This window comes from Paenibacillus intestini (genome assembly GCF_030803945.1).
In the GTDB taxonomy this organism is placed as follows: Bacteria; Bacillota; Bacilli; order Paenibacillales; family Paenibacillaceae; genus Paenibacillus; species Paenibacillus polysaccharolyticus.
Genome location: NZ_JAURUN010000005.1, coordinates 44,528 through 67,952, shown reverse-complemented (window position 1 = coordinate 67,952; position 23,425 = coordinate 44,528). Strand labels below are relative to the sequence as shown.

17 protein-coding genes are annotated in these 23,425 nt (G+C 47.1%); 11 read left to right on the top strand and 6 right to left on the bottom strand.

Going from position 1 to position 23,425, the window contains the following annotated elements; genetic code table 11:
* Nucleotides 1-2: 2 nt before the first annotated feature.
* On the top strand, nucleotides 3-1,079 hold the full coding sequence (locus tag J2T16_RS15375) for an anthranilate phosphoribosyltransferase (protein ID WP_090921517.1): 1,077 nt from the start codon (nucleotides 3-5) through the stop codon (nucleotides 1,077-1,079).
* Between the two features lie 12 nt (nucleotides 1,080-1,091).
* On the opposite strand, the gene J2T16_RS15370 is transcribed toward J2T16_RS15375, so the two are convergent.
* A complete protein-coding gene (locus J2T16_RS15370) occupies nucleotides 1,092-1,640 on the bottom strand; it encodes an acyl-CoA thioesterase (RefSeq protein ID WP_186809692.1) in 549 nt (182 codons plus the stop codon).
* Nucleotides 1,641-1,885: 245 nt separating this feature from the next.
* On the bottom strand, nucleotides 1,886-2,509 hold the full coding sequence (locus tag J2T16_RS15365) for an acetate uptake transporter (protein ID WP_090921519.1): 624 nt from the start codon (nucleotides 2,507-2,509) through the stop codon (nucleotides 1,886-1,888).
* Nucleotides 2,510-2,986: 477 nt separating this feature from the next.
* Between J2T16_RS15365 and J2T16_RS15360 the strand changes: the two genes are divergently transcribed.
* A complete protein-coding gene (locus J2T16_RS15360) occupies nucleotides 2,987-8,191 on the top strand; it encodes a rhamnogalacturonan lyase family protein (RefSeq protein ID WP_499018651.1) in 5,205 nt (1,734 codons plus the stop codon).
* A gap of 424 nt (nucleotides 8,192-8,615) precedes the next feature.
* A complete protein-coding gene (locus tag J2T16_RS15355; protein ID WP_090921523.1) occupies nucleotides 8,616-8,792 on the top strand; it encodes an aspartyl-phosphate phosphatase Spo0E family protein in 177 nt (58 codons plus the stop codon).
* Between the two features lie 185 nt (nucleotides 8,793-8,977).
* Here J2T16_RS15355 and J2T16_RS15350 read toward each other — a convergent pair whose 3' ends face one another.
* Nucleotides 8,978-9,907, bottom strand: a complete 930-nt coding sequence (locus tag J2T16_RS15350; protein WP_090921525.1) for a response regulator — start codon at nucleotides 9,905-9,907, stop codon at nucleotides 8,978-8,980.
* 426 nt (nucleotides 9,908-10,333) lie between these two features.
* On the opposite strand from J2T16_RS15350, the gene J2T16_RS15345 reads away from it, so the two are divergent.
* The gene (locus J2T16_RS15345; protein WP_221790010.1) at nucleotides 10,334-11,770 is read left to right on the top strand and encodes an alanine/glycine:cation symporter family protein; all 1,437 of its coding nucleotides are present in this window, start codon (nucleotides 10,334-10,336) and stop codon (nucleotides 11,768-11,770) included.
* A gap of 199 nt (nucleotides 11,771-11,969) precedes the next feature.
* On the opposite strand, the gene J2T16_RS15340 is transcribed toward J2T16_RS15345, so the two are convergent.
* A complete protein-coding gene (locus J2T16_RS15340) occupies nucleotides 11,970-12,809 on the bottom strand; it encodes a methyl-accepting chemotaxis protein (protein WP_418792786.1) in 840 nt (279 codons plus the stop codon).
* Nucleotides 12,810-13,101: 292 nt separating this feature from the next.
* Here J2T16_RS15340 and J2T16_RS15335 point away from each other — a divergent pair, with 292 nt between their 5' ends.
* The gene (locus J2T16_RS15335; RefSeq protein ID WP_090921529.1) at nucleotides 13,102-13,794 is read left to right on the top strand and encodes a Crp/Fnr family transcriptional regulator; all 693 of its coding nucleotides are present in this window, start codon (nucleotides 13,102-13,104) and stop codon (nucleotides 13,792-13,794) included.
* A gap of 93 nt (nucleotides 13,795-13,887) precedes the next feature.
* On the opposite strand, the gene pepT is transcribed toward J2T16_RS15335, so the two are convergent.
* Entirely contained in the window at nucleotides 13,888-15,126 is a 1,239-nt protein-coding gene (gene pepT / locus J2T16_RS15330; protein ID WP_336121640.1) for a peptidase T, read from the bottom strand.
* 337 nt (nucleotides 15,127-15,463) lie between these two features.
* Between pepT and thmT the strand changes: the two genes are divergently transcribed.
* The 3 genes from thmT to J2T16_RS15315 all read left to right on the top strand — a co-directional run bounded on the left by thmT (nucleotide 15,464) and on the right by J2T16_RS15315 (nucleotide 17,028).
* Nucleotides 15,464-15,658, top strand: a complete 195-nt coding sequence (gene thmT / locus J2T16_RS15325; protein ID WP_090921533.1) for a 2-hydroxymuconate tautomerase — start codon at nucleotides 15,464-15,466, stop codon at nucleotides 15,656-15,658.
* A 73-nt stretch (nucleotides 15,659-15,731) separates the two neighbouring features.
* Complete coding sequence (locus tag J2T16_RS15320; protein ID WP_499018650.1) at nucleotides 15,732-16,766, top strand: NADH:flavin oxidoreductase/NADH oxidase; 1,035 nt, start codon at nucleotides 15,732-15,734, stop codon at nucleotides 16,764-16,766.
* The gene (locus J2T16_RS15315; protein ID WP_499018649.1) at nucleotides 16,738-17,028 is read left to right on the top strand and encodes a hypothetical protein; all 291 of its coding nucleotides are present in this window, start codon (nucleotides 16,738-16,740) and stop codon (nucleotides 17,026-17,028) included. The genes J2T16_RS15320 and J2T16_RS15315 overlap by 29 nt, the downstream gene beginning before the upstream one ends.
* Before the next feature lie 151 nt (nucleotides 17,029-17,179).
* On the opposite strand, the gene J2T16_RS15310 is transcribed toward J2T16_RS15315, so the two are convergent.
* The gene (locus tag J2T16_RS15310; protein ID WP_221786750.1) at nucleotides 17,180-17,947 is read right to left on the bottom strand and encodes a class I SAM-dependent methyltransferase; all 768 of its coding nucleotides are present in this window, start codon (nucleotides 17,945-17,947) and stop codon (nucleotides 17,180-17,182) included.
* A 196-nt stretch (nucleotides 17,948-18,143) separates the two neighbouring features.
* On the opposite strand from J2T16_RS15310, the gene J2T16_RS15305 reads away from it, so the two are divergent.
* The 3 genes from J2T16_RS15305 (at nucleotide 18,144) to J2T16_RS15295 (ending at nucleotide 23,265) form a co-directional block, all read left to right on the top strand.
* Complete coding sequence (locus J2T16_RS15305) at nucleotides 18,144-18,563, top strand: SRPBCC family protein (RefSeq protein WP_499018647.1); 420 nt, start codon at nucleotides 18,144-18,146, stop codon at nucleotides 18,561-18,563.
* Between the two features lie 314 nt (nucleotides 18,564-18,877).
* Entirely contained in the window at nucleotides 18,878-21,991 is a 3,114-nt protein-coding gene (locus tag J2T16_RS15300) for a hybrid sensor histidine kinase/response regulator (protein WP_499018646.1), read from the top strand.
* Nucleotides 21,992-22,095: 104 nt separating this feature from the next.
* Nucleotides 22,096-23,265, top strand: a complete 1,170-nt coding sequence (locus J2T16_RS15295) for a response regulator (protein ID WP_221786742.1) — start codon at nucleotides 22,096-22,098, stop codon at nucleotides 23,263-23,265.
* Nucleotides 23,266-23,425 lie beyond the last annotated feature (160 nt).

The window sequence follows — 23,425 nt, the reverse complement described above, 5'->3', positions numbered from 1 at the left end:
CTATGGATATGTCTCAGATCCTCAGAGAGGTAGGGCGTGGCAAACGAGGCTCACGTGATCTGAATTATGCAGAGGCATTGAACGTTGCCGAGAATATATTGAAACAGCAAGTTTCTCCTGCCCAGACGGCCGCATTTCTTATGGCTGAGCGGATGAAGATGGAGAATGTCGAGGAAATGGAAGCCTTTGTCCATGCGTGCCGGAACAGTGCGGAGCGTTTCTCCGTATTTCAGGATAGCTTGGATTGTGCGGGTCCTTACGACGGACGAACCAAGTCATTTATGGCGACATACCCTGTGGCATTTGTACTGGCGGCAGCGGGTTTACCGGTTACGCTACACGGTAGTGAACCTTTACCACCTAAATGGGGAGTTACGCTGTCTGTTGTATTGAGAGAGGCAGGGATTGATACACGGAAGATCGACCGGGAAAATGCCCGGAGTGCTGCTCTCCATACAGGTGTAATGTATGTTTCTGCGGAAGACTGGTGTGAGCCGTTACGCAGACTTCGTCCATTACGGGAAGAACTAGGTTTTCGAACGGTACTGAATACAGCCGAGAAGCTGATTGATTATAATCATTCGCCTTATCTTGTTTTTGGAGTGTTTCATAATACGTTTCTGGATCGAATAGCCAAGCTTCTTACTCGTTTTCAGTATCAACGTGCTTATGTTATTCAAGGTATGGAAGGATCGGAGGATCTCTATATTGATCGTCCTACACGTGTATATGCTGTGGAGGATGGTGAGATGAAGCTTGAACTTGTAGATCCTTCAATCTACGATCTGGATATGCCTGTGCCGGATATGATCTGGACCGCGGCGAGGCAAGTTGAGGTGGCGGAGAGTGTACTACGCGGGGATGGCCATCTTACGTTTGTAAATCAGGTGCTGTTAAATGCGGGCTTTCGACTATATGTTGCAGGACGTGTCCCTTCCATAGAGCAGGGTATATACATGTCTAAGCAGTATATCGAAAGTGGAGCTGCGTTCCGGCTCTATCAACAGTGGTGTGTTTCTATGGGAGGAGAGTTGCCGGATAGCAGAACGATATCGATCTATCCGGCATCCTCCGGTTAAACTGTTCTGTGCTTATTCCCAAGGATATGTTACGGTCAGGAAGTCAGCGAACTTTTTGCTCTCTTCCCGCCGTTGTTTCCGCATAGCTGCGCGGTCAGGCGCAGTCTCGTACAGCTTTTTCTCCTCTTCAGTCTCCGGAATAATACGGGGCACGATCAGTTTGCGGTTATTTTCATCCAGGGCCACAAAGGTCAGGAAGGCTGTTGCCGCAATTTTTTTCTCCCCTGTTATCAGATCCTCACGAATAACCTTCACGAAAATTTCCATGGAACTGCGGCCAGTCCACGTAGCGAACGATTCAAGTGTTACGGAGTCCGTAGGATTAATCGGGTACAGAAAATCGACAGAGTCGGTTGATGCAGTAACGGTATTTACCCTGCACAACTTGGAGGCAGCGATAGAGGCAATATCGTCAATGTAGGACATCAACTTGCCGCCAAACAAGGTGTTATGATTGTTGACATCTGTCGGGAATACCCGTGCCGTTTTGAAGCAGCGCGTTTCACGTACATACTTTCTCTCCGTTTGATCCATCTCCGTTGGTTTCGGTATCTCTCTCATGTTTCTTCCTCCTTACAGTATGGCTGTTATGATTGTATTTCTAAATGCAGCATTTCTTGTGGGCTCTTCTTTGTTCAAAAGGTTATTCTCTCATCGGAGTGGGCTGTGTAAAATCTTTGAGTCCAACTTATATAGTATAGGTGTCGGTTAGGAACATATTCAAATGTAGAGGTACGAGACGAGGTAATACGAAAAAACCGCCAGGCGCGGACCGGCGCGCAGGCGGTGGGACTTCAATCTGTATATTAAGCCTTAGGTCTGAAAATACCGGACGGTTTGCCGATCGGCAGGAAAGTATAACCGAAGTGAGCATTCAGAACCGAAGCACCTGTACCATACAGGGACACAATGCCAATCGCCATCTCAGCGTATGCAGCGATCGTATGGAAGATATGTGGTGCTACGCCGAAAGCGTCAAAGGTCAGACCAAGGAACAAGAAATCGATCAGAATGAAAATGATAAGCAATACTTTATTGGCTTCAACAGCCCCAATCGTCATGAACAAGGTGAAGATCAGGTATCCGGCAAAAGCGAATCCAAGCTGCTTGCCATCGGTTTGCTCAGCGAGTGTAGAGCCGAACACACCCATTTTAATCATCCAGTTGGCACCCATGGCGAACCAGAAGAAGGCATAAGCGCCGAAAGCGGTGGTGCCGAAAGTGTTATTGCGTTTGGAATCCTGAATACATGCGAATAGTTGGGCGAAAGCACCCAGGAAGATCGCCCACGGAATAGCGTAGCTAAGTCCATCGGTAATGCCGAGTTTTTGGGAAGAAGCGACAAGGGTTACAATCGCAAGCCCAAATAATCCCATCGCGCTGGGATCGGCGTTTATGATTTTGACTTTAGTCTGTGACTCGGTTTGCATGGTGTTGATAAGCCTCCAATTAATATCAAATCTGAATCATAGGCCTGCGTAGGCCATTCTCGAAACTGCATGTTGGCATCCGCCGGACCCGGACACACATATCGCCCTATTGTAACCGAATGACCCGGTTATGGAAAGGGATATTATTACCTGAAACATCGGAAAACGGTTGCTTATGTGACAGCCAGTTGAATGGGGGGATAATATATCGGGTTTGTGGTGAAAAAAGACGGATAATTACATGTTATTTCCAGGACATTAACGTTAGTATCGAGGGGAAATCAAATCTGCAGTTCGGTGTGAGCCTGGAAGCGGCGGCATAAACTGCGGTGGGAAAGGGGGAGGTGGACGTGGAGTCAGAGAGGAACAGGGAGAGTTGTAAGAATCGTAGGAGGGTTGTACATCAACAAAATGCAAGCGCTTACTTTATTTAATTCAGCAGAAAAACATGTTGAAGAAACGAAAGGGTGGGTGTAGATGATTGCAAAACGGACGCGGCAACTCGGTTTAATTGTGCTGATATTCATATTTACGATTTCCAGCTTGGGATGGGGTGCATTCTATGGTACGACAGCAGTAAGTGCGGCAGCACCGGATTCAGCTGTTGATACTGGGGAAACAACCGTTTATCGATATGATTTTGGATCAGGAGTCGTGGCGGAGGGGTATACGGGTGTGGGAGCGGATGCCGTTTACACCTCGGAACGGGGATATGGTTTTGCGGATGCATCCAAGGTGACGGTGCAGGATCGTGGAACGAGTGATCCAATCAAGTCTGATTTTGCAACATTTGCTACAGGTGGACAATTCAACGTGGATTTGCCGAACGGTGACTATACTGTTTCGCTTGTTGCCGGGGATGCAGCCGGAGCTACAGAGATCGCCATCGATGTAGAAAGCATGAACAAGGTACAACTGAACAGCAAGGCGGCAGGCGAGTATCTGGAGATGAACTTTGACATCGCGATGGTGGATGGTCAGATGAATCTGGTATTCTCCGGTACCGCTGCGAATCTGAATGCATTGGTTATTACCAAGCAAGCTGAGCGTGATGCGGGAAGCAAACCTGTTCTGTATCTGGCAGGAGATTCCACGATGCAGACCTACAATCCGTATTGGGAGCCGCAAGCGGGCTGGGGGCAGATGTTTCCTTCCTTTTTTAACGATACCGTGGAGATCAAAAATCATTCCATTGGTGGACGCAGTTCCAAGTCGTTTATTTTCCAAGGGCGGCTGGATGAAATTCTGAGAGTAATCCGTCCAGGAGACTATCTATTTGTACAGTTCGGACATAATGATGCGACCATCAGTGTGCCTGACCGCTACGCTTCCCCGGCCGATTACAAAATCTATCTGAAAACCTACATAGACGGTGTGCGGCAACGGGGGGCAACGCCGATTCTGGTAACGCCGATGGGACGCAGGGACTTCAATGCAAGTACGGGTAAATTCAATGTTTCCTTCCCTGAATATGTTCAGGCAGCCAAAGAAGTAGCGTCCGAAAACAATGTGCTACTAATTGATCTGAGCAAACTCAGCATCGAATATTATGACTCGATTGGGCCTGAGGCTACACTGTCGGTGTTCCTGCATGTTGCACCGGGTATTTATCAGGCGTTCCCTAACGGAGTTGCTGACAATACGCATTTTCAGGAGTACGGTGCCATTCAGATCGCAAGAATGGTTGCTGGTGCGGTGCGTGAACTTGATATTCCACTGGCCGATGCCGTGAAAGATGCTGAAGTGCCTGCCGAGGTTCCAGTGAAGCCAAACGGTCTGAAAGCTGGCAGCATCAGTAATGCCGGTGCTGTATTGAAATGGACAGCAGATGATGCAGCAGATATCTATAAAATCTATCGCAAGCTGTCTTCCGAGCCAGCATCTGCGTATACGCTAGCCGGAACAGCAACGGTTCCAACCATGAACTTATCTGGCCTTACCGAAGGTGAAACCTATACGGTACGTGTCACTGCCGTGAATGGTCGAGGCGAATCTGAGCCTTCGGACGAGGTGAGCTTCACCACGAAGTCGGCTGCATATCGATACGATTTTGGCCCCGTTGGCTCTCCAGTCGCGGAAGGTTATAACGAGGTGACAAGGAATACCTTATACACGCCGGAGCGGGGCTACGGCCTGACCTCTTCGGCGAATATGGCGGATCGGGATCGTGGCAATGCCACGGATGCGCTGCGCCGCGATTTTGTCATTTATTTTGGCGGAAGTTATGAATTCAAGGTGGATTTACCTAACGGCAGTTATTCGGTTAAGGCTTACATTGGAGACTGGATCGGCTCCGCACGAACGAATATCAATATCGAGGGCAAGGACCACGGGACCGTATCCTCGGGTGCCCAAAATATAGCTGAGAAGGTTATCAACGATGTTCAAGTGCAGGATGGCCAGATGAATCTGGTGTTCAGTGGACAGACCGCACATCTCAATGGATTGGAGATCACACCAACCTTTATGTCTCCATCCGGGCTTCAACTGAATGAACTCGATCTGAACAGTGAGCCGATCCGTGCAGTGTTGTCGTGGGAGGCGGCTGCTGGAGATGTTCAGTACAAGGTCTATCGGCAATCTGCGGGAGCAACTAAATCAGAATTGCTCTCCACAGTTGATGAGCCAGCCTATACGGATAATCAGATCGAACTTGGCATGGATTATGTATACACGGTAACAGCGGTGGATCAGACGGGAACGGAATCGCTCGCGTCCAATGCGCTGAATGTATCTACGATTGATCCAAGTGTAACGAAAGCAGAAGCACCTACCGGGCTGGCGTTACAAGAGATCCGGAAAAACGATGTTTCTTTCACATGGCATGAAGCTGCTGGTGCACGATTTTACCAAATTTACCGTTCCAAAAGCCAGAATGGGCCTTATGAGATGATTGGTCGGACCAAGGAAACTTCGTTTAAGGATTCCACCATTCTCAGTACGGTTCCTTATTACTATAAAGTGGCCTCAGTGAATGCAGGTGGCGTATCCGAGCTGTCCAGCGTGCTTGAAACTCCGGTAGCTACAACGCTGAACCGGGCAATGGAGTATTTGGATCGTGCACCGGTTGCGGTGAAAACGGAGCAGGGAAACTACATTGGCTGGCGCATGCTGGGGCTGGATACGGATTCGATTGCTTTCAATCTGTATCGTGATGATGTGAAGCTGAACGCAGAGCCGCTGACGGGCAGCACGAACTATACGGATGCCGAAGGTACGGACAGTTCTAAATACCGTGTTACGACGGTAGAAAATGGAATAGAGAAGCCGACGACGAAAGAGTTCGGTGTATGGCAGGAGCAATACCTGTCTGTGCCGCTGCAGAAACCTGCCGATGCGTATACCAAAGACGGGCAGCCGTATTCCTACTATGCAGGAGATGCCAGTGTCGGGGATGTCGATGGGGATGGCGAGTACGAGATCGTGCTCATGTGGTCGCCGAATAACGGTAAGGATAATTCTCAGGCCGGAATTACCGGCATTGTATATATGGATGCCTACAAGCTGGACGGAACCCGTCTCTGGCGGATCAATATGGGGCCGAATATTCGGGCAGGGGCACATTACTCACCGTTTCTGGTCTATGATTTTGATGGAGATGGCCGGGCTGAACTGATGATGAAGACCGCAGACGGAACCGTTGACGGACAAGGGAAAGTCATCGGGGATGCGAATGCAGATCATCGTAACAGCTCCGGTTATGTACTTCTGGGTGATGAGTTTCTAACCGTATTTGATGGAGAGACCGGGGCGGCACTGGATACAGTGAAGTATGATCCGCCACGCGGAGACGTTGCTGCATGGGGGGATGGATACGGAAACCGTGTAGACCGCTTCCTTGCGGCTGTTGCCTATCTGGACGGAGAGCATCCGAGTGCGATGTTTAGCCGCGGGTATTACACGCGTACAGTACTTGCTTCTTACAATGTTCAGGATGGTAAGCTCAGTCAGGTATGGCGTTTTGACTCGAACGATGAGGGTTACGGTTCCTATGCAGGTCAGGGGAATCACAACCTATCCGTAGGTGATGTGGACGGTGATGGCAAAGATGAGATTACATTCGGAGCAATGGCAATTGATGACGACGGTAAGCCACTTTACAACACAAGACTGGGACATGGAGATGCGATGCATCTGAGTGACCTTGATCCAACCCGTCCGGGGATGGAGGTATTCGGGGTACATGAGGACCGAAGCTCGAAATATGGCATGGAGATGAGAGATGCAGCCACAGGTGAAGTGCTTTGGGGAGTGTTTACGGGGATGGACACGGGGCGCGGTATGGCAGCTGATATCGATCCAAACTATCCGGGAGCTGAGGTATGGGCGGCTACGATTACCAATGAACAGCATATTCCGATTACCGGGCTGTATAGTGCCAAGGGAGAATTGATCACAACGAAGATTCCTTCCTCCACAAACTTTGGAATTTGGTGGGACGGCGATCTGTTGCGTGAACTGCAGGATGGTATTCGAATCGACAAGTGGTACTACGAGAATCAGACTACGGTTAACCTGCTGACAGCAACAGGAGCTGCTTCCAACAATGGAACCAAAGCCAATCCAAGCTTACAAGCTGATTTATTTGGCGACTGGCGTGAGGAAGTGATTTGGCGCAGTCAAGACAGCTCCGAGCTGCGGATCTATACCACAACCGATGAGACCGATGTTCGTCTTCGTACGTTGATGCATGATCCAGTCTATCGTCTTGGCGTAGCATGGCAAAATGTTGCTTATAACCAGCCTCCACACACAAGCTTTTATCTCGGTGCAGGCATGGAACAGCCGAAGGCTCCGAATATTCGCTATGTGGGTGGCCCGCAAGAGCCGGAAGACACCACACCTCCAGTCATTACAGGCATGCCAGCGGAGCAGATGAGCGAGGATGATGTGCTTCAAGTGAAGGTGAAGGCTGAAGACCCTGAATCGGGTATTACACATCTGGAGCTGACTTGGGATGGCGAGACTGTGCAGTCAGGGGATGAGATTGTGCTGGCTGGGCTTGTTGGTAAGCATATCTTTACAGCTCGTGCGGAGAATGGTGCGGGACTGATTGCTGAGACAACCGTTGAGATAACGGTGGTGGCTGGGGATCAGGTTACTGGTGCACCTGGAGTGCCTGTTCTATCTGACAATAACGGTCACGGAAACGGGCTTAGTGATGGAACCTACACGGTGACGATGAACATGTGGTGGGGGAACAATGGTACGGAGTATAAGCTGTATGAGAACGGAGAACTGCTAGATCGTCAGAAGTTATCTGCATCTACCCCTGCAGCGCAGAAGGCATCCACTTCCATTCAAGGTCGGGCCAATGGTACCTATATATATACGTGTGAGCTAACGAACGCAAAAGGTAAAACGGAATGTCAACCGCTCACGATAACCGTTCGCAATGCTGAACCATCTCAGCCGGAGCTATCCCACGACAATTGGGATGGAGATGGCAACTATACAATCACAATGAATATGTGGTGGGGCACGAATGCCACATCATACCGATTGTATGAGAATGGTACGGAGATTGACAGCCAGCCGTTGACGGCATCTTCTCCTCATGCGCAGACAGCCAAGGTTGAGATCAAAGATCGTGCCGTCGGTGATTATGAATATGTAGTGGAATGGGTCAATGATCATGGGAAGACAACAAGTGAAACAATACAAGTGAAAGTTACGAACTAATATTCCAAATTTAATAACAGATATCCAATGTATAAATATACGTCAGCATAACAGACAGGACAGCTTCATCCGACATGAATAAGAGATAACCGAGAGCATCTCTCCATTCTCAGAAGGACACCAACCATGGGGTTCGAGATTGGAGGGGTGCATTTTGGTTTATTCTTATAAAATACACAATTATGACACAAAGCCTTTTCGGGCGTGAAGAGTATAAACAAATGCTGCGTATAGAGTGGGAAGAATGTGACAACATGGCGTTACATCTGGTATTTTTCACCAATCTCTATTAGAATGAAATTAGCCCTTTCAAATTTTGGAGAAGCATACAAAACATCCATGTCTCCTATGCCATATGTTAATCCAACTATAGATTGACAGGAAACACTACAATGGAACACAAATGAAGGAGGTATCAGGGGCCATGGTTATGAGTTTGGATTTGAAAAACAAAATAGAAAAAGCCAGGCATAACCTTCATAAACTGGTGGAGCATAATAAGGGAAGGCTTGGACATCCTGAAGTCATTCGGCAGTCGATGGCACTAGATGAATTGATTAATGAGTATAATCGAGTATCCCGGAATCAGACACGCACGTGAAAGTGAACAGAACGGGAATGCAACTATATATTGCAACAATGTACCATGATATGAACTTGTATGGTTTGGGCGAACAGAGTAACACATCAACCCCAATCAAGGAAGGGCATGAAGATCGCCGTCAGGGCTAACCTCACATTACCGTGAGGGAGCTTTGGAGGTGGATCATTCATGCCCTTTTTGGTTTAATGAAGCATGCGCTTGGCTTCCAGGTACAACACCTGTACGAATTTTTTCGTATTGATGCGGGTTTGGGACAGAGAGGGCTCCACGTTGTTTTGCAATTCGAGCATTTTTTTGCGAATCTCTGTAAAATCAAAAAATTTGGAGGCGTAGTTCTCGAATTTTGGATGGGTATAGTCTGTCAATCCAAGAGACACCACATGACTTAGTGTCTGAAAAATGGCTCTGCGCACCCGCTGTTCCGATGCTTTCACCTCTTTGGTAATGTCTGCAGCCGATGCAGTCTCTCCTAGTTTACGCTGAGCTACTTGCTGGAAGATGTCTTTGAGCGAAGGGAAGGTGTAAGGTGATAGCTTATGTTCCTCCGTCTCCAGTTGTTCGAGATATTCCAGCATGTCCAGTAGATCTCGGCTGCCAGCCTCCCCGATCATGCCCATCTCGGACAACAGAAAATGACCTGTGGTAGTAATGGTTTTGTCTGGAGCCTGCACCTGCTTGCGCTCACCTGTCTGTAGACCCGTCAGTCCTTGCAGTGTACGCTGGATATCCGCTATAGACTGCTGCATCCGCAATCTCTCTTCCACAAGGCGAAGCACGGATAGAATCTCCAGCCGGTTAATCGGTTTCGTAATATAATACTCAATGCCTAAGGAGTAGGCTTCTCCAATCATATTTTTGGACTCAATCTGGGAGATCATCACGATCTTGCCTTTGAACTTTCCTTCAAGTGCACGTACGGTCTGTATCCCGTCTTGATGCGGCATCAGCAGATCGATTAGCAGGACATCCACCTTATGTAGTTCCAGCAATTCGGCATGAATATGGGCTCCATCCTCGGCTTCCCCGGCAATGTCACCCAATCCTTCATCTTCAATAATGTCCATTAGCATGGAACGCACGCTTGGATCATCATCCACGATAAAATAACGCAAATTGTTCACGTCCTTTCCAATTCATCACGGTATTTCCCTAAAAAAGCTTTATTTAAACGGCCGTTTGTCTCGCCATAAAATCCTGTTTTATTTTCATCATGCTTATCTCCGTATCCTGAGACATCTCTCCTATCATACTTCCCAAACGCAAATCTGCATAGAAGCTCACATGTAAGGTTAGATGACAATGACTGGATGAGAGAGGCGCATTTTCAAAAAAAATGTCCAGAAATCATGTAGGTATTTGTCTATTTCGGTAGATGCACTTGTAGTATAAGTAACATGCATCAGTCTGAACCTGTCGTTGTGTAAAATGTTGCAAATTTTCAGTTGTTTCAAGCACGGCACTCGGTCAGACACAGGGCTGGGATAAGAAACGAATGTAGTAGTCTTTTTTAATAATACATCATAATAAGGGGCGTATCGATGGAGCAAACAATACAAGATGTTGTCGTTCTTTTCAATGATTTTCTCTGGTCTAAACTGTTAATCATTCTGCTGGTCGTCTGCGGAGTCTATTTCACAACAAAAACGAAATTCATGCAATTCCGTATGATCGGTGATATGGTCAAGGTGCTCAGAGAGCCAAAGAGCAAGGAACCGGGTAAAATCTCCCCATTTCAAGCCTTCTGTATCAGTATGGCCGCACGTGTGGGTACGGGAAACATTACAGGGATCGCACTAGCTATAGCCCTTGGTGGACCTGGTGCTGTTTTCTGGATGTGGGTTATTGCGATCATCGGATCGGCTTCGAGCTTCGTCGAGAGCACACTGGCTCAGATCTACAAAGTTAAAGATAAAGGCGGATTCCGCGGAGGACCGGCCTATTATATGGAACGTGGGCTTGGAAAACGATGGATGGGGGTTCTTTTTGCTATCCTGATCACCCTTTCGTTCGGCTTAGTCTTTAACGCTGTACAGTCCAACACCATTACAGTGGCCTTCCAAAACTCTTTTGGAACAGATCGCTTAACGGTTGGCATTATTATGGCAGTTGTTTTTGCAGGTATCATTATGGGCGGGGTTAAACGGATCGCGAAAGCATCAGAATATATCGTGGTTGTGCTCGCAGTGCTGTATATTGGGGTGGCTGCATTTATCGTGCTCGCAAACATCACAGAACTTCCAGCCATGATTGCGTTGATTGTGAAAAATGCCTTCGGCGTCGAACAGGTCGCTGGCGGGACACTGGGTGCTGCGCTGATGAATGGTGTTAAACGTGGACTATTCTCGAATGAAGCCGGTATGGGTAGTGCGCCAAATGCTGCGGCAACGGCAGATACATCCCATCCGGTCAAACAAGGTCTGATCCAAGCCTTTGGTGTTTTGACAGATACACTAGTTATATGTACAAGTACGGCTATGATTATTTTGTTATCCGGGGTATATCAGGGTTCGGATCTAGGTGGTATTGAGCTGACTCAAGCTGCGCTCAGTGTACACATCGGTTCGTGGGCTTCAGGCTTCCTGGCGGTGATGGTATTTTTGTTTGCCTTCAGCACGTTGATTGGTAATTATTATTACGGTGAAACAAACATTGAATTCATTAAGTCTAACAAAGTTTGGCTCTGGGTGTATCGCGTTGCTGTCATTAGCATGGTGGTATTTGGTGCGGTAGCGAAGGTGCAACTAGTGTGGGATTTGGCTGACCTGTTCATGGGTCTGATGGTTGTCGTGAACTTGATTGCCATCTTGATGTTGTCCAAAGTCACCTTCGAAGCCTTGAAGGATTACAAGCGGCAGAAGGCAGAGGGACGTGATCCTGTATTCACTCGTGACCGGATACATATTCCGGGCGAGATTGAATGCTGGGAGTCGGAAGAGGAAGTAACAGGTGCAGGAAAGCTGGATGCAACAGGATAAGATTGTTTATGATTTAGATTGATGTCATCCTTGGCGCGTCCAAAGTGTCAACAAACGAATAAAGCTTGTTATAACGCACTATAAAACAGGACTTGGACTACCATGATGGCATTCCAAGTCCTGTTTATTACATACCTCAATCTATCAGTAAGGTTTTTATGCGGATCGTTCGTATATGATTTGCTCTTGTTTCCCTATGTTACTTTTGTACAGAGTAAGTGATTAGTTGCTCGGATAGAGCTTTCATGCGCGTACCTGTATCATTCAGTTTCTCAATGACATCGGTGAAGGATGCAACCAGATTTGCCTGTTCTTGCGAGGAGGCAGCGATCTGGGATACTTCAACCTCCATCTGCTGAATCACTTGTTGTACGTCTTTCAAGCTGGCATCAATATCGGTCGTTGCTTGTTTCGCATCAACGGAGAGTTTACGTACTTCGGATGCCACGACACCAAATCCTGCACCGGCTTCACCTACACGTGCAGCCTCAATTGCAGCGTTCAGGCCGAGCAAGTTCGTTTGTTCGGAAATTTCACGAATGAAACCAGCCACCTTGTTAATCTGGGATGAGTTCTGGACAGCCAGTCGTGTGTTCTCCAAAATTTGCTCACTGGTAGCCTGCAATTCTTCGGCATGAGCTGCGACATGCTGCACCATGTCAACCAGGTTTGCATTGATGTCTTGATTCTCTTGGATGATGTCCTCCAGTTGGTTCTGATTGGATTGATCATAGGATACACAGAATACAGCGACAACGTTATTATTATCATCAAAGATGGGAACGTTCAGCGTATCCAGCTCTAATCCAAACACTTCTTTGGGCAATGTAGAGAGTGTAGCTTCCCGACCGTTTTTCAAAACAGCATAGTTTTGATAGGAATCGATAAGTTTCATGCCTTTTTCAAATCCAAGATTGAACTTCTCTGTCATAATCACATCTAATACTTTCTCGTGGTCATACACGGTCAAGCTTGCTGGCTCCCGCAGGATCAGGCTAATGTAAGGCAAGGATTTTAACAGTGCGTCAACAATGTTTATGTTACTCATGGAACTCAATCATCCTCTCAATATTTAAATGTAAAGTGAATTGGAAAATTTGCAGAACCTCTATTGTTCATCGGACAAAAATCGGATATCCTGAATGCTTGATTGCATGAAAATCGAACTATTTTCCAAATGATATTCCAACTTTTTCCCATGTGGTGCGTTTTCTTGGATATTAGTTCTAGTTGTAACTGTTTTTATGCCAATTATTCGTTGCTAATTTGATTGAAATATGGGACATGTGTCCACTTTGTATAGCAAGGAGATCACATTGGAGGTGGTTTGGATGAAGGAAGTGTTGAACTTTGAGCTTATGCGACAACTTGTCCGGGAGCATGGATTGGATCAGGTGTTGGACGAAACGTTAATTGCCGAGCTGCGTCTGCTTGAGGCGGAGAAGGGCGAGATTATTTGTGAAAAAGGAGAACGTCCTGAACGTTTATATTTTCTCGTTGAAGGTAAGCTAAAAATCTTCACAACACTGCCGAATGGCAAGTCACTGTTGCTCAGATTCAGTACACCACTCGCCCTTGTGGGTGACTTGGAGCTTGTGAATGGAAAAGAAGCGAACAATATCGTGCAGTCTGTGAATCGCAGTTTGTTACTCGCCATCAGCTACCGTGTCATTCAGAATACGTATGCGGAGAATCCGAAATTCCTCCATTTTATGCTAAGTCAGGTGACACACAAGCTGTACACGTTCTCGAATCTGTCGAGCCTGAACATGCTCTATCCTGTTGAAAGCAGATTTGCCAGCTATATGTTATCTACGGCTGATCAGGATACAGCTGCATCAGAGGAGATTCAGACATCCAAATTGACGGAACTTGCTGATTTGCTGGGTACCAGCTACAGGCATCTCAATCGGGTTATTCAGGACTTGTGCAGACGAGATATTATTCGCAAAGTAGGGCGTAAAATCGTCATTCAGAACGTGGAAGAACTACGAGAGATTGCAGGAGGGAATGTGTACGAGTGAAGTGATACTACAAAGAGCACCCTTCAACGAAGAAGGTGCTCTTTTGCGTTCTGTCTATTCTGTATGAATCAACCTTGATCCCGTCTGCTTCGATCAGACATTCCCGTGTTGCTCAAATAATTGTGCAATCTCCACAATAACCTGTGTGGCCTTGACCATATTATCTACCGATACATATTCGAACTTGCCGTGATAGTTTTCCCCACCTGTGAAGATATTCGGTGTTGGCATGCCCATGTAGGAGAGCTGGGAGCCGTCTGTTCCTCCCCGAATTGGACGAATAATTGGCTCGATACCCAGCTTTGTCATGGCTTCGTGCGCGATATCAACGATCTGGCGAACCGGCTCAATTTTTTCACGCATATTATAGTACTGGTCGTTCATCTCTACCATAACGCTTTTATCTCCGTACTTCGCTTTCAGTTCCCCTGTGATGTTTAACAGGTTGGTTTTGCGTGCTTCAAACTTCTCCCGATCAAAATCACGAATAATATAGTGCATCTTCGTCAGCTCTACATCACCTTCCATCGCCAGCAGGTGGTAGAAGCCTTCGTAACCTTCGGTGGATTCAGGTGCTTCCTCTACAGGTAGCTTGCTGTTTAATTCCATCGCAATTTTCAGTGAATTCACCATTTTGCCTTTTGCCGTACCGGGATGCACATTCGTACCGCGTACCGTAATCTTGGCTGCTGCCGCGTTAAAACTCTCATACTCCAGTTCCCCCAGTGGCCCGCCGTCTACAGTGTAGGCGTATTTAGCACCAAAGGCAGCGACATCAAACTTGTGTGGACCGCGGCCGATCTCTTCATCGGGAGTAAAAGCAACCCGAATCTTGCCGTGTTTCACTTCCGGGTGCTCGATCAGGTATGCCATCGCCGTCATGATCTCGGCAATCCCTGCTTTATTATCTGCACCGAGCAACGTTGTGCCATCGGTGGTAATCAGCGTATGTCCTTTGTACTCATGGAGTTCAGGGAAGTCCTTAGTGGACAAAATAACGTCCAGCTCCTGGTTCAGCACGAGATCAGAGCCATCATAGTTCTCGACAACCTGTGGTTTTACATTTTTACCGGTAAAGTCAGTAGCAGTGTCGAGATGGGCGAGGAATCCAATGACAGGCACATCCTTGTCCGTATTGGACGGAAGTGTTGCCATGACATAGCCATTCTCATCCATCGTGACTTCTTGCAGTCCGATGGAGGTACATTCTTCGACAAGAAGCTTGCCCAGCGCCAGTTGTCCGGGCGTGGATGGACAGGTGTCACTATTTTCATCGGATTGGGTATCCATCTGTACGTATGTGCTAAGTCTCTGAATCAATATATCTTTCAAGTGAAATCGCTCCTTTATGGGTAATATATAGGTTGAATATGATCTGCCAGACTGTACAAGTGTAACGTTATCATTGGATCACATCACATTCAGGATATCAGGCACTCCAGAATGTCTTTGTGCTTTGCGGGATGGTGACATCTCCTTCAGCCTTTCAAAATGGAATCTTATTGGTAGGATATCCCTTTTGATGAGTTTGTAACGATATCATACCATGTTTTGATCTTATTTCGAGAAGGGTATTCTGCTGACGGGATGGAAGGGCACCAAAAAGTGCGTACTTGAATTTTTGAACCTCAGGTTCATAATAGCTATGAAGAAAGGATGTGTGTAGATCATGCCATTTATTACAGTGAAGATGCTGGAAGGCAAAACGAAGGAGCAGAAGCGCCAGTTGATCGAACGAATGACCGAGGTTGCTTGTGATACGCTGGGTGTGGAAGCGAGTAAGGTCTTTATTTTCATAGAGGATTTGGAGAAAGATAACTACGGTAAAAACGGGAAAATGTTCTCCGATCAGGAACCAAACTGATCAGTTCAGGCGGATGACATGTTCACCCAACTAAGCTACAGATATAGACCATGGATAGGAGTTGTACTCAACAATGACAGAGCAATTATTCTCACCTTATCAATATAAAAGCTTAGCGTTACAGAACCGTGTCGTTATGGCACCGATGTGTCAATATTCGGTTACGGCGAAGGATGGCATCCCGAATGATTGGCATCAGGTTCACTATGTGAGCCGTGCTGTGGGTGGAACAGGACTCATTATTATTGAAATGACAGACGTTGACCCGGACGGACGGATTACAGACAATGATCTGGGGATTTGGTCAGACGAGCATATCCCCGCCTTCGCCAAGCTGGTAGACGGAATGCATGCTTACGGCTCTAAAGTGGCGATCCAGATCGCACATGCAGGACGTAAAGCCGAGGATGCACCCCAGCCTGTTGCTCCTTCTGTTGTCACGTTTCCGGGAGAACAATATAAAGAGCCGCGCGCGTTGACCACCGAAGAAGTGGAAGCGATGGTGCAGAAGTTCGCAGATGGTGTGCGTCGTGCGGTTCAAGCGGGTGTGGATGCAATCGAGCTGCATGGTGCACACGGTTATCTGATTCACCAATTCCACTCTCCGCTGATGAATCATCGCGAGGATGTGTATGGACAAGATCTGTCTCGTTTTGGCGTAGAGGTGATTCGTGCGGTGAAAAAAGAAATGCCTGCTGACATGCCGCTCATTATGCGAATTTCTGCGGTGGAGTATGCGGACGGCGGGTATGATCTCGATCATACCATCGAGATTGGCCGTGCCTATCAGGAAGCAGGCGTGGACATGTTCCACATCAGTTCGGGCGGTGAAGGGCCATCTGGTCAGCGTAAACCCGGGAACTATCCGGGGTATCAGGTTCCTTTTGCCCGTCGTTTTCGGGACGAGTTGAAGGCACCTGTAATCGCTGTAGGCATGTTGGAGGACGCGGCACTGGCACAGGCCGTGATCGGCAACGGTGATGTTGATCTGGTTGCCATTGGCAGAGGCATGTTACGTGACCCGTACTGGGCCAATCATGCTGCTCTTGAACTAGGTGTCAGCAAAGAGCAGGCGGCGATTGCCGAGCAATATTCTCGGGGATATTGATGGTGTGGTGGCTGACGCTTCCTATCAGGAAGCAGGGCACCGGGTACTAGGAAAGCCATGCTACAGCTTAGCGGCCGTGAAGAGCGCTAACGATCAGGAGAAACCTTATTTAGGTGATTTCAGCCATTCCTATTTTCTAACGATCACCAGAGACGTTATTTGGCTTATTTTGCTTCAATGGGAACTGTTTTTCAGGTTTTTCGATGAAATAAGCCCACTGGAGATCGTTAGAATTTGGAAAGCCTCGTTTAGGGGCAAATAAGGCCCGTGGTGATCGTTAGAATTTCTGCATCCTATTTTCTTGAATCGTTAGTGTATCGTTGGTAAGGCGTTCGTGGTGGCCAATTTAATGAACCATCGTTATTTGGTGCATATCTTATGGGTAGTTCAAATCGTGCACCAAACTCATATAACTATTTCTTGCGTCTTGCTTCATAGACGAACTTTTGACTGGATTGTGTGGGAGCTTGCTCGGGATCAAAGTCTGCATAGACTTCGATATCGGTGAATCCAATCTTCTCCAGCACAAGACGTAACTCCTCCACACCATACCATCTTAAGGTGAGTTCCTGCATCTCCGTGCCCACGAGTTTACCTTGGTGCCATTGTTCATAGCGAATCAGGTTTGTTTTATACTGGTGCAACAGATTGATTTCGGTCGTTCTCACTTCAATGGTAATCGTGTCACCACCTGGTAAGCGGACAGTAGATGTATCAATGGAAGCGGGCTTCGTCACGTCAGGCAAAAAGAGATCAAAGATTAACCTGCCCCCTGCCTCTAAGTGATCATACAGATTCTGGAGGATTCGAATAGAAGAACGACGATCCTGGATAAGCATCAGTGAGCCGCTTGGAATAATAATGGCTTCGTAACGATAGGGAAGCTGCAAATTTTCAAGATCGGCTACAAACAGCTCAGGCATAGGTAGATTACGTTCGGTGCATCGGGAACGGCAGGACTGAACCATAGCTTCTGAATAATCGACTCCATCAACTTTCAACCCTGTTTCGAGTAATGGAATGAGCATTCGGCCAGAACCTGACATTGCTTCAAGGATGCGTCCGTTGCAATGCTGCAGCAGGTTGCTGTAAAATTCGATATCGCCTCCCAAGGAGTGTCCGATAGGCTTGGTAATATCGTATACCTTGGTGCATAAAGGGCCGTAATAACTGAATGACATTGTATAATACCTCCACTAGTAAGGATGTTTAAAACAGAAGTGTGGAAGGTAAATTCTTGCGGAACTATCCCTTCCGGCAACCGTGTTTGGAAATGGATTTTTCAGAGCAGACTATCATAGGAATCACACACCTTATATGTAAGATAAACCCATTATAGGTTGAGTTAGAAAAAAGCGTCAAGGAGGTAACCCAGGAATGGAATCATCACCAACGGCATTACCGGATATTAAGGAAGAACTTGTATTGATGGCATCTGTTGCAAAAGTATGGCCTAAGGTCTCGACAGCAGAAGGACTGGGGTCGTGGTTCATGCCCAGCAATTTGGAGCCAGTCGAAGGACATGAATTCACACTGGAAGCAGGACCTTTTGGACAATCCCCTTGCCAAGTGATTGAAGTGCAACCGCAACAGAAGCTGAGCTTTCGCTGGGGAAAAGATTGGACGTTAACATTTGAACTTGCTGAACAAGCGGAAGGAACCCATTTTACATTGATTCATAGCGGATGGGATGCGGATAAACTGACTGAATTCGGACAGGCCCATGCGGTGATCCGCGAACGTATGGCTCAAGGTTGGGCTGGTCTTGTACAGAAGCTGGTTCAGGTCGTTAAGTAAAGCTTAAAACAGCCACCGAATAACACGAAATGCAGGATGTGCGTTGCGTACCCTACGTACCTACGTACCCTACCCTAAGAGCATCTCTAAGCCCCGGCTTCTCCCTGGTTTCCATCTGGCGAGAATAGTTCGGGGCTTTTTGGCCTGTCGCCCTACCATAAGAAAGCCTTAAAAGCATTTTTTTGCTATGAAATGAGCTAAAACTGTTCATGAACTATTTCCGTGAGCACCGGAAACGTGTAACATGGATTTATAGAAAAAAATCGACAAAAAGTGATATCTGTCGCTGTAATGAGGGTGGAAGGAATACATAGATGAGAAAACACTGGATCATGTTGACACTAAGTTTCATTTGTGTCGTTCTGCTTCCACTGGGATGGATCGCCCAGGTATGGATCAGTGAGCGGGACAATCCTCAGGTTATAAAGGGGCGTATAGATTTACGTCAATGGGATTTCAGCCAGGAAGGTGTCGCTAAGCTAAATGGCATCTGGGACTACTATCCTGACAAGCTGCTCGGTCCGGAAGATTTTGAAGCGGATATGTCAGGCCGCAGACCCTTGTCCGCTCCTATGGATGTTCGGGTTCCGTCCAAATGGAATGCAGCACTTGGAAAAGGACAAGGTTATGGAACATATCACATGCAAGTGAAACTCACCCCAAGCCACTTACAGAAACGTTATGGGATTCATACACAGAATATACGCATGTCACATCGCATTTTTATTAATGGAAATCTCATAGGGGGTATGGGTTCTCCTGGGGTAACCAAAGATTCAGACCGTCAAAAGAATCTACCCTTTACAGGCTTTACTTCCATAGAGGGAGATACAGCTGACATTATTATTCAGGTATCCAATTATAGCTATGCGTCTGGAGGTATAGTTGCATCTGTTTTATTCGGGGATGAGGCTAGTATTTTCCGAAGCCAGCAGTTGGACGGGCTCAAGGATCTGATGACCTTGTTTGGATTTATTCTGCCCGCTGTTTTTTTTCTCGTGTTGTTCAGACTGCGCCGCAGTGAGAAAGAGCTCCAATTTCTAGGACTGTTCAGCCTTTCGGGTGCATTGTATGCCCTCACGCATGGAGAGAAGCTGCTGGCCACATTTATACCTTTACTGACGCACGATGCGATGCTTCGACTTCAACTTCTCAGCGGAGCATTCTCGTATTATTTTTTGCTTCGATATCTGGCTGCATTAGTGCCGGGGGCCGTCCATGGTTGGTTTGTGCGTTTGGGCTTTATTCTGCTTGTTGCTCAATCTCTGATAGGTCTTACTTTTCCCACCACACTATTCTCGGCCTTTGAAGCACCGATGCTGCTTATTTCGTTCTCAGTGTTATTCTATGCGATACGAACCATGATCTTTTGGTCGCGTAAGAGGACAAACGACAGCCACTTTGCATTGGTCGGCCTAATGAGTATTATCATGGTTGTTGTGTTGTTCACGATCGGGGCATTTGTGGCCATTGATACCGCTTTTCTAGCATTACTTGAACTTTTGTTATTTGTTCTGATTCAGATGTTTGTTACAGCTATTCGTTTTGCGCAGTCATTCCTTGAAGTGGAAGCTTTGTCGGAGCGTTTGCTGGTGATTGACAGCCTCAAGGATGAATTCATGGCGAATACGTCGCATGAGCTGAGGACACCGCTACATGGCATTATTAACATTGCGGAGTCTATGCTGGAAGGAGCGGCAGGAGCTGTTACGCCAAAACAAGCCAAAAATCTGTCCATGATTACCGCTACGGGGAAAAGATTATCCCTGCTAGTCAATGATATTTTGGACTTCTCCAAACTAAAAAACAGCGAAATCGAGTTAAATCGCGTTCCTGTTGATCTGGAGTCGGTCGCTCGAACAGTGGTTGAGGTTTCGGGGTTTACGTTCGATGACAAGCCCATTGTGCTGATTCAGCAATGGCCTGATGCATTACCGCTGGTGGAAGCGGACGAGCATCGGTTGCGGCAGATTCTCTATAACCTTCTTGGCAATGCTTACAAGTTTACGGAGCATGGCGTGATCCGGCTGTATGCCTCTGTGGAAGGGGACAAGGTCAGAGTATCTGTTGCGGATACTGGCGTGGGGATTGCATCCGAAAGGCTGCATGATATTTTTCAATCTTACGAGCAAAGCAATGGAACGATGGAACGGGCTTATGAGGGGACCGGGCTGGGTCTCAGCATCACGAAAAAACTTGTTGAGTTGGGTGAAGGCGAAATATGGGTCGAATCAGAACCGGGAGTCGGATCGACGTTTCATTTTACGTTACCCATTGTACAATTACCGTTACTACAAGAACAGATCAACCCCGTGCCGGCTCGTTATGTGACAACACAAGGAAAAAAGGCGAAGGACTATGTAGCCAGGGATTTGAATGACTCCAGTCCAATGCAGGAACAGGATGGGAATCATGTTGGGGAACCTACGATTCTGATTGTGGATGATGATCCTGTGAATCGACATGTGCTTCTGAACTTGCTCTCTACGGAGCATTACCGGGTCATTGCAGCAGACAGCGGTTTTAAAGCAATCGAGCTGTATGAGCAACACCCATCCATAGATCTGGTTATTACCGACTGGATGATGCCCAAAATGTCCGGTCCGGAGCTTTGTCGCAAGCTTCGGGAGCATCGTTCGTTGTCCGAGTTGCCTATTCTGATGCTGACTGCTCGTGGATTACCCGAGGATATTCGGCATGGCTTCCAGGCGGGGGCAAATGACTTTTTGAGTAAACCTGTCGATGCGGGTGAATTACGGGCGCGGGTTCGAACGCTGATCGACCTGCGTACCTCTGTACAGGATACGATTCGGGCGGAGATGGCCTTTCTTCAGGCGCAGATCAAACCTCATTTTCTCTACAATGCGCTGAATGTAATTATTGCAACTTGTGCTGTAGATCCCGATAAGGCAACGGACCTGCTTATCGAATTGAGTCATTATTTGCGAGGCAGCTTTGATTTTCAGAACAGGGATCAACTGGTTCCGTTGTACAAAGAGCTCGAATTGGTAGAGTCCTACGTTCATCTGGAACAGGCGAGGTTTGAAGACAGGCTTGTCGTTAAATATGAAGTACAGCCGGATTTAAGGTTGTTTTTACCACCGCTCACCATTCAACCGCTTGTAGAGAATGCGATTCGTCATGGGGTTATGGAGAGGGCTGCAGGCGGTACGGTGCGGCTTCATATTTTCCAGGAAGGTGACGATGTCATCGTTCGTGTACAGGATGACGGTGTGGGTATACCTCCTGAACGTATGGCTCAGGTGAAGTCAGGTCGAACAGAAGGTCCCGGAGGTGTTGGGCTTCAAAATATCAATCGCCGTCTTATGTCGCTCTATGGACAGGGACTGAATATTCAGAGTCATGTAGGAAGCGGTACACAAATTCAATTTCATATTCCGCTGAACCAGGTTAATCATTTTACATGAGACTTTGAGTTCATGGATTGGGTAAGTATGGTTAACATGAATAAGCCAAAGCCGATATAGCGGCTATCCATATTAAATCTCTCATGGCAGGAGGTTGGGGAACGTTGAGAGCCATAGTCATTGATGATGAGAAGCCGGCGCAGCTTCATCTGCAGCGCCTGCTGCAGTCAGATGGAAGAATTAATCCTGTTCAATGTTTTTCAACAGCACGCGAAGGTATTCATTATTTGACCATCGATCGTGTGGATGTTGTATTTCTGGATATTGGTATGCCAGAGGTTAATGGTCTGGAAGCGGCTGAATATATACAGCAACTCGATTCAAGCATTCGAATCATATTTGTAACCGCGTATGCGGACCATGCGGTGGAGGCATTCGAGTTGCATGCTCTGGATTATGTATTAAAACCGGTCAGTTCTGCCAGACTTAGCAAGACCATCGATCGTATTGCAGGTACGATGTCTTATCACGCTCAGACAGCAGCGACGATGGAGGTGCAAGAATCGGAACCTGAAGCCCAGGCCGAGGAGTTGGAATTTAAAGCACCTGGTTTGTTGACTTTTAAACATCTGGATATATTCAGAAGTATGGATCATAGCGCCGAGAAGCATAAATGGCGCACCACCAAATCTCAGGAGTTATTTGCATTTTTGTTTCATCACCGGGAAGAGTGGGTAAGCAAGGAGGTTCTGCTTGATAAGCTTTGGGCCGATGTATCTCAGGATAAAGGGCTGACACTGCTACATACTTCTGTCTATCAGATTCGCAAATTATTGAAGGAATGGAACATGACAGGCAAGCTGGAGTACAATATGAACCGTTATCGTCTGCTGACAGGTAACTTGGTGAGCGATATTGAACAATTTGAGCAGGCCTTGTCCTATGAAGCTGTTACTTCGGATAATGTGAACGAGCTGAGACAGGTCGCCCTGCTGTATCGCGGCGATTATCTGGAAGAGCATGACTATGATTGGGCCAGATCCAAGAGCAGGGAGCTCCGTCGTAAGTATATGGGACTTGTCATGGATATCGCTCATTGGGAGATGTCCCACAAGCGGGGCGAGCAGGCGATTGAGCTATTAATGGAATTGCAGGAACGTGAGCCTTATTCAGAAGAAATCTGCCGGTTAATGATGGAGATCTATGCTTCCATGGATGATCAACAAGGCATATTGCGACTGTATCATTCCTTTACATTGACCTTGAAAGAGGATTTGGGTCATCAGCCCGAACCTGAAACGAGCAAACTATACGAAAGTCTGACCAAACAATAGACAATAGATATTTAGGGCGTGTCTGAAAACTCTGAAGAAGGCAGGTTTTGCTGAATTTTCGTTCCAAGCAAGGAAGTTTTCTGCAGGCGTGCTGGGGCACGTCAAGGGAAACTGACGCAGCAGGGGGGGGAAAGGCGGTGAAAGATGCACTTCAATAGGT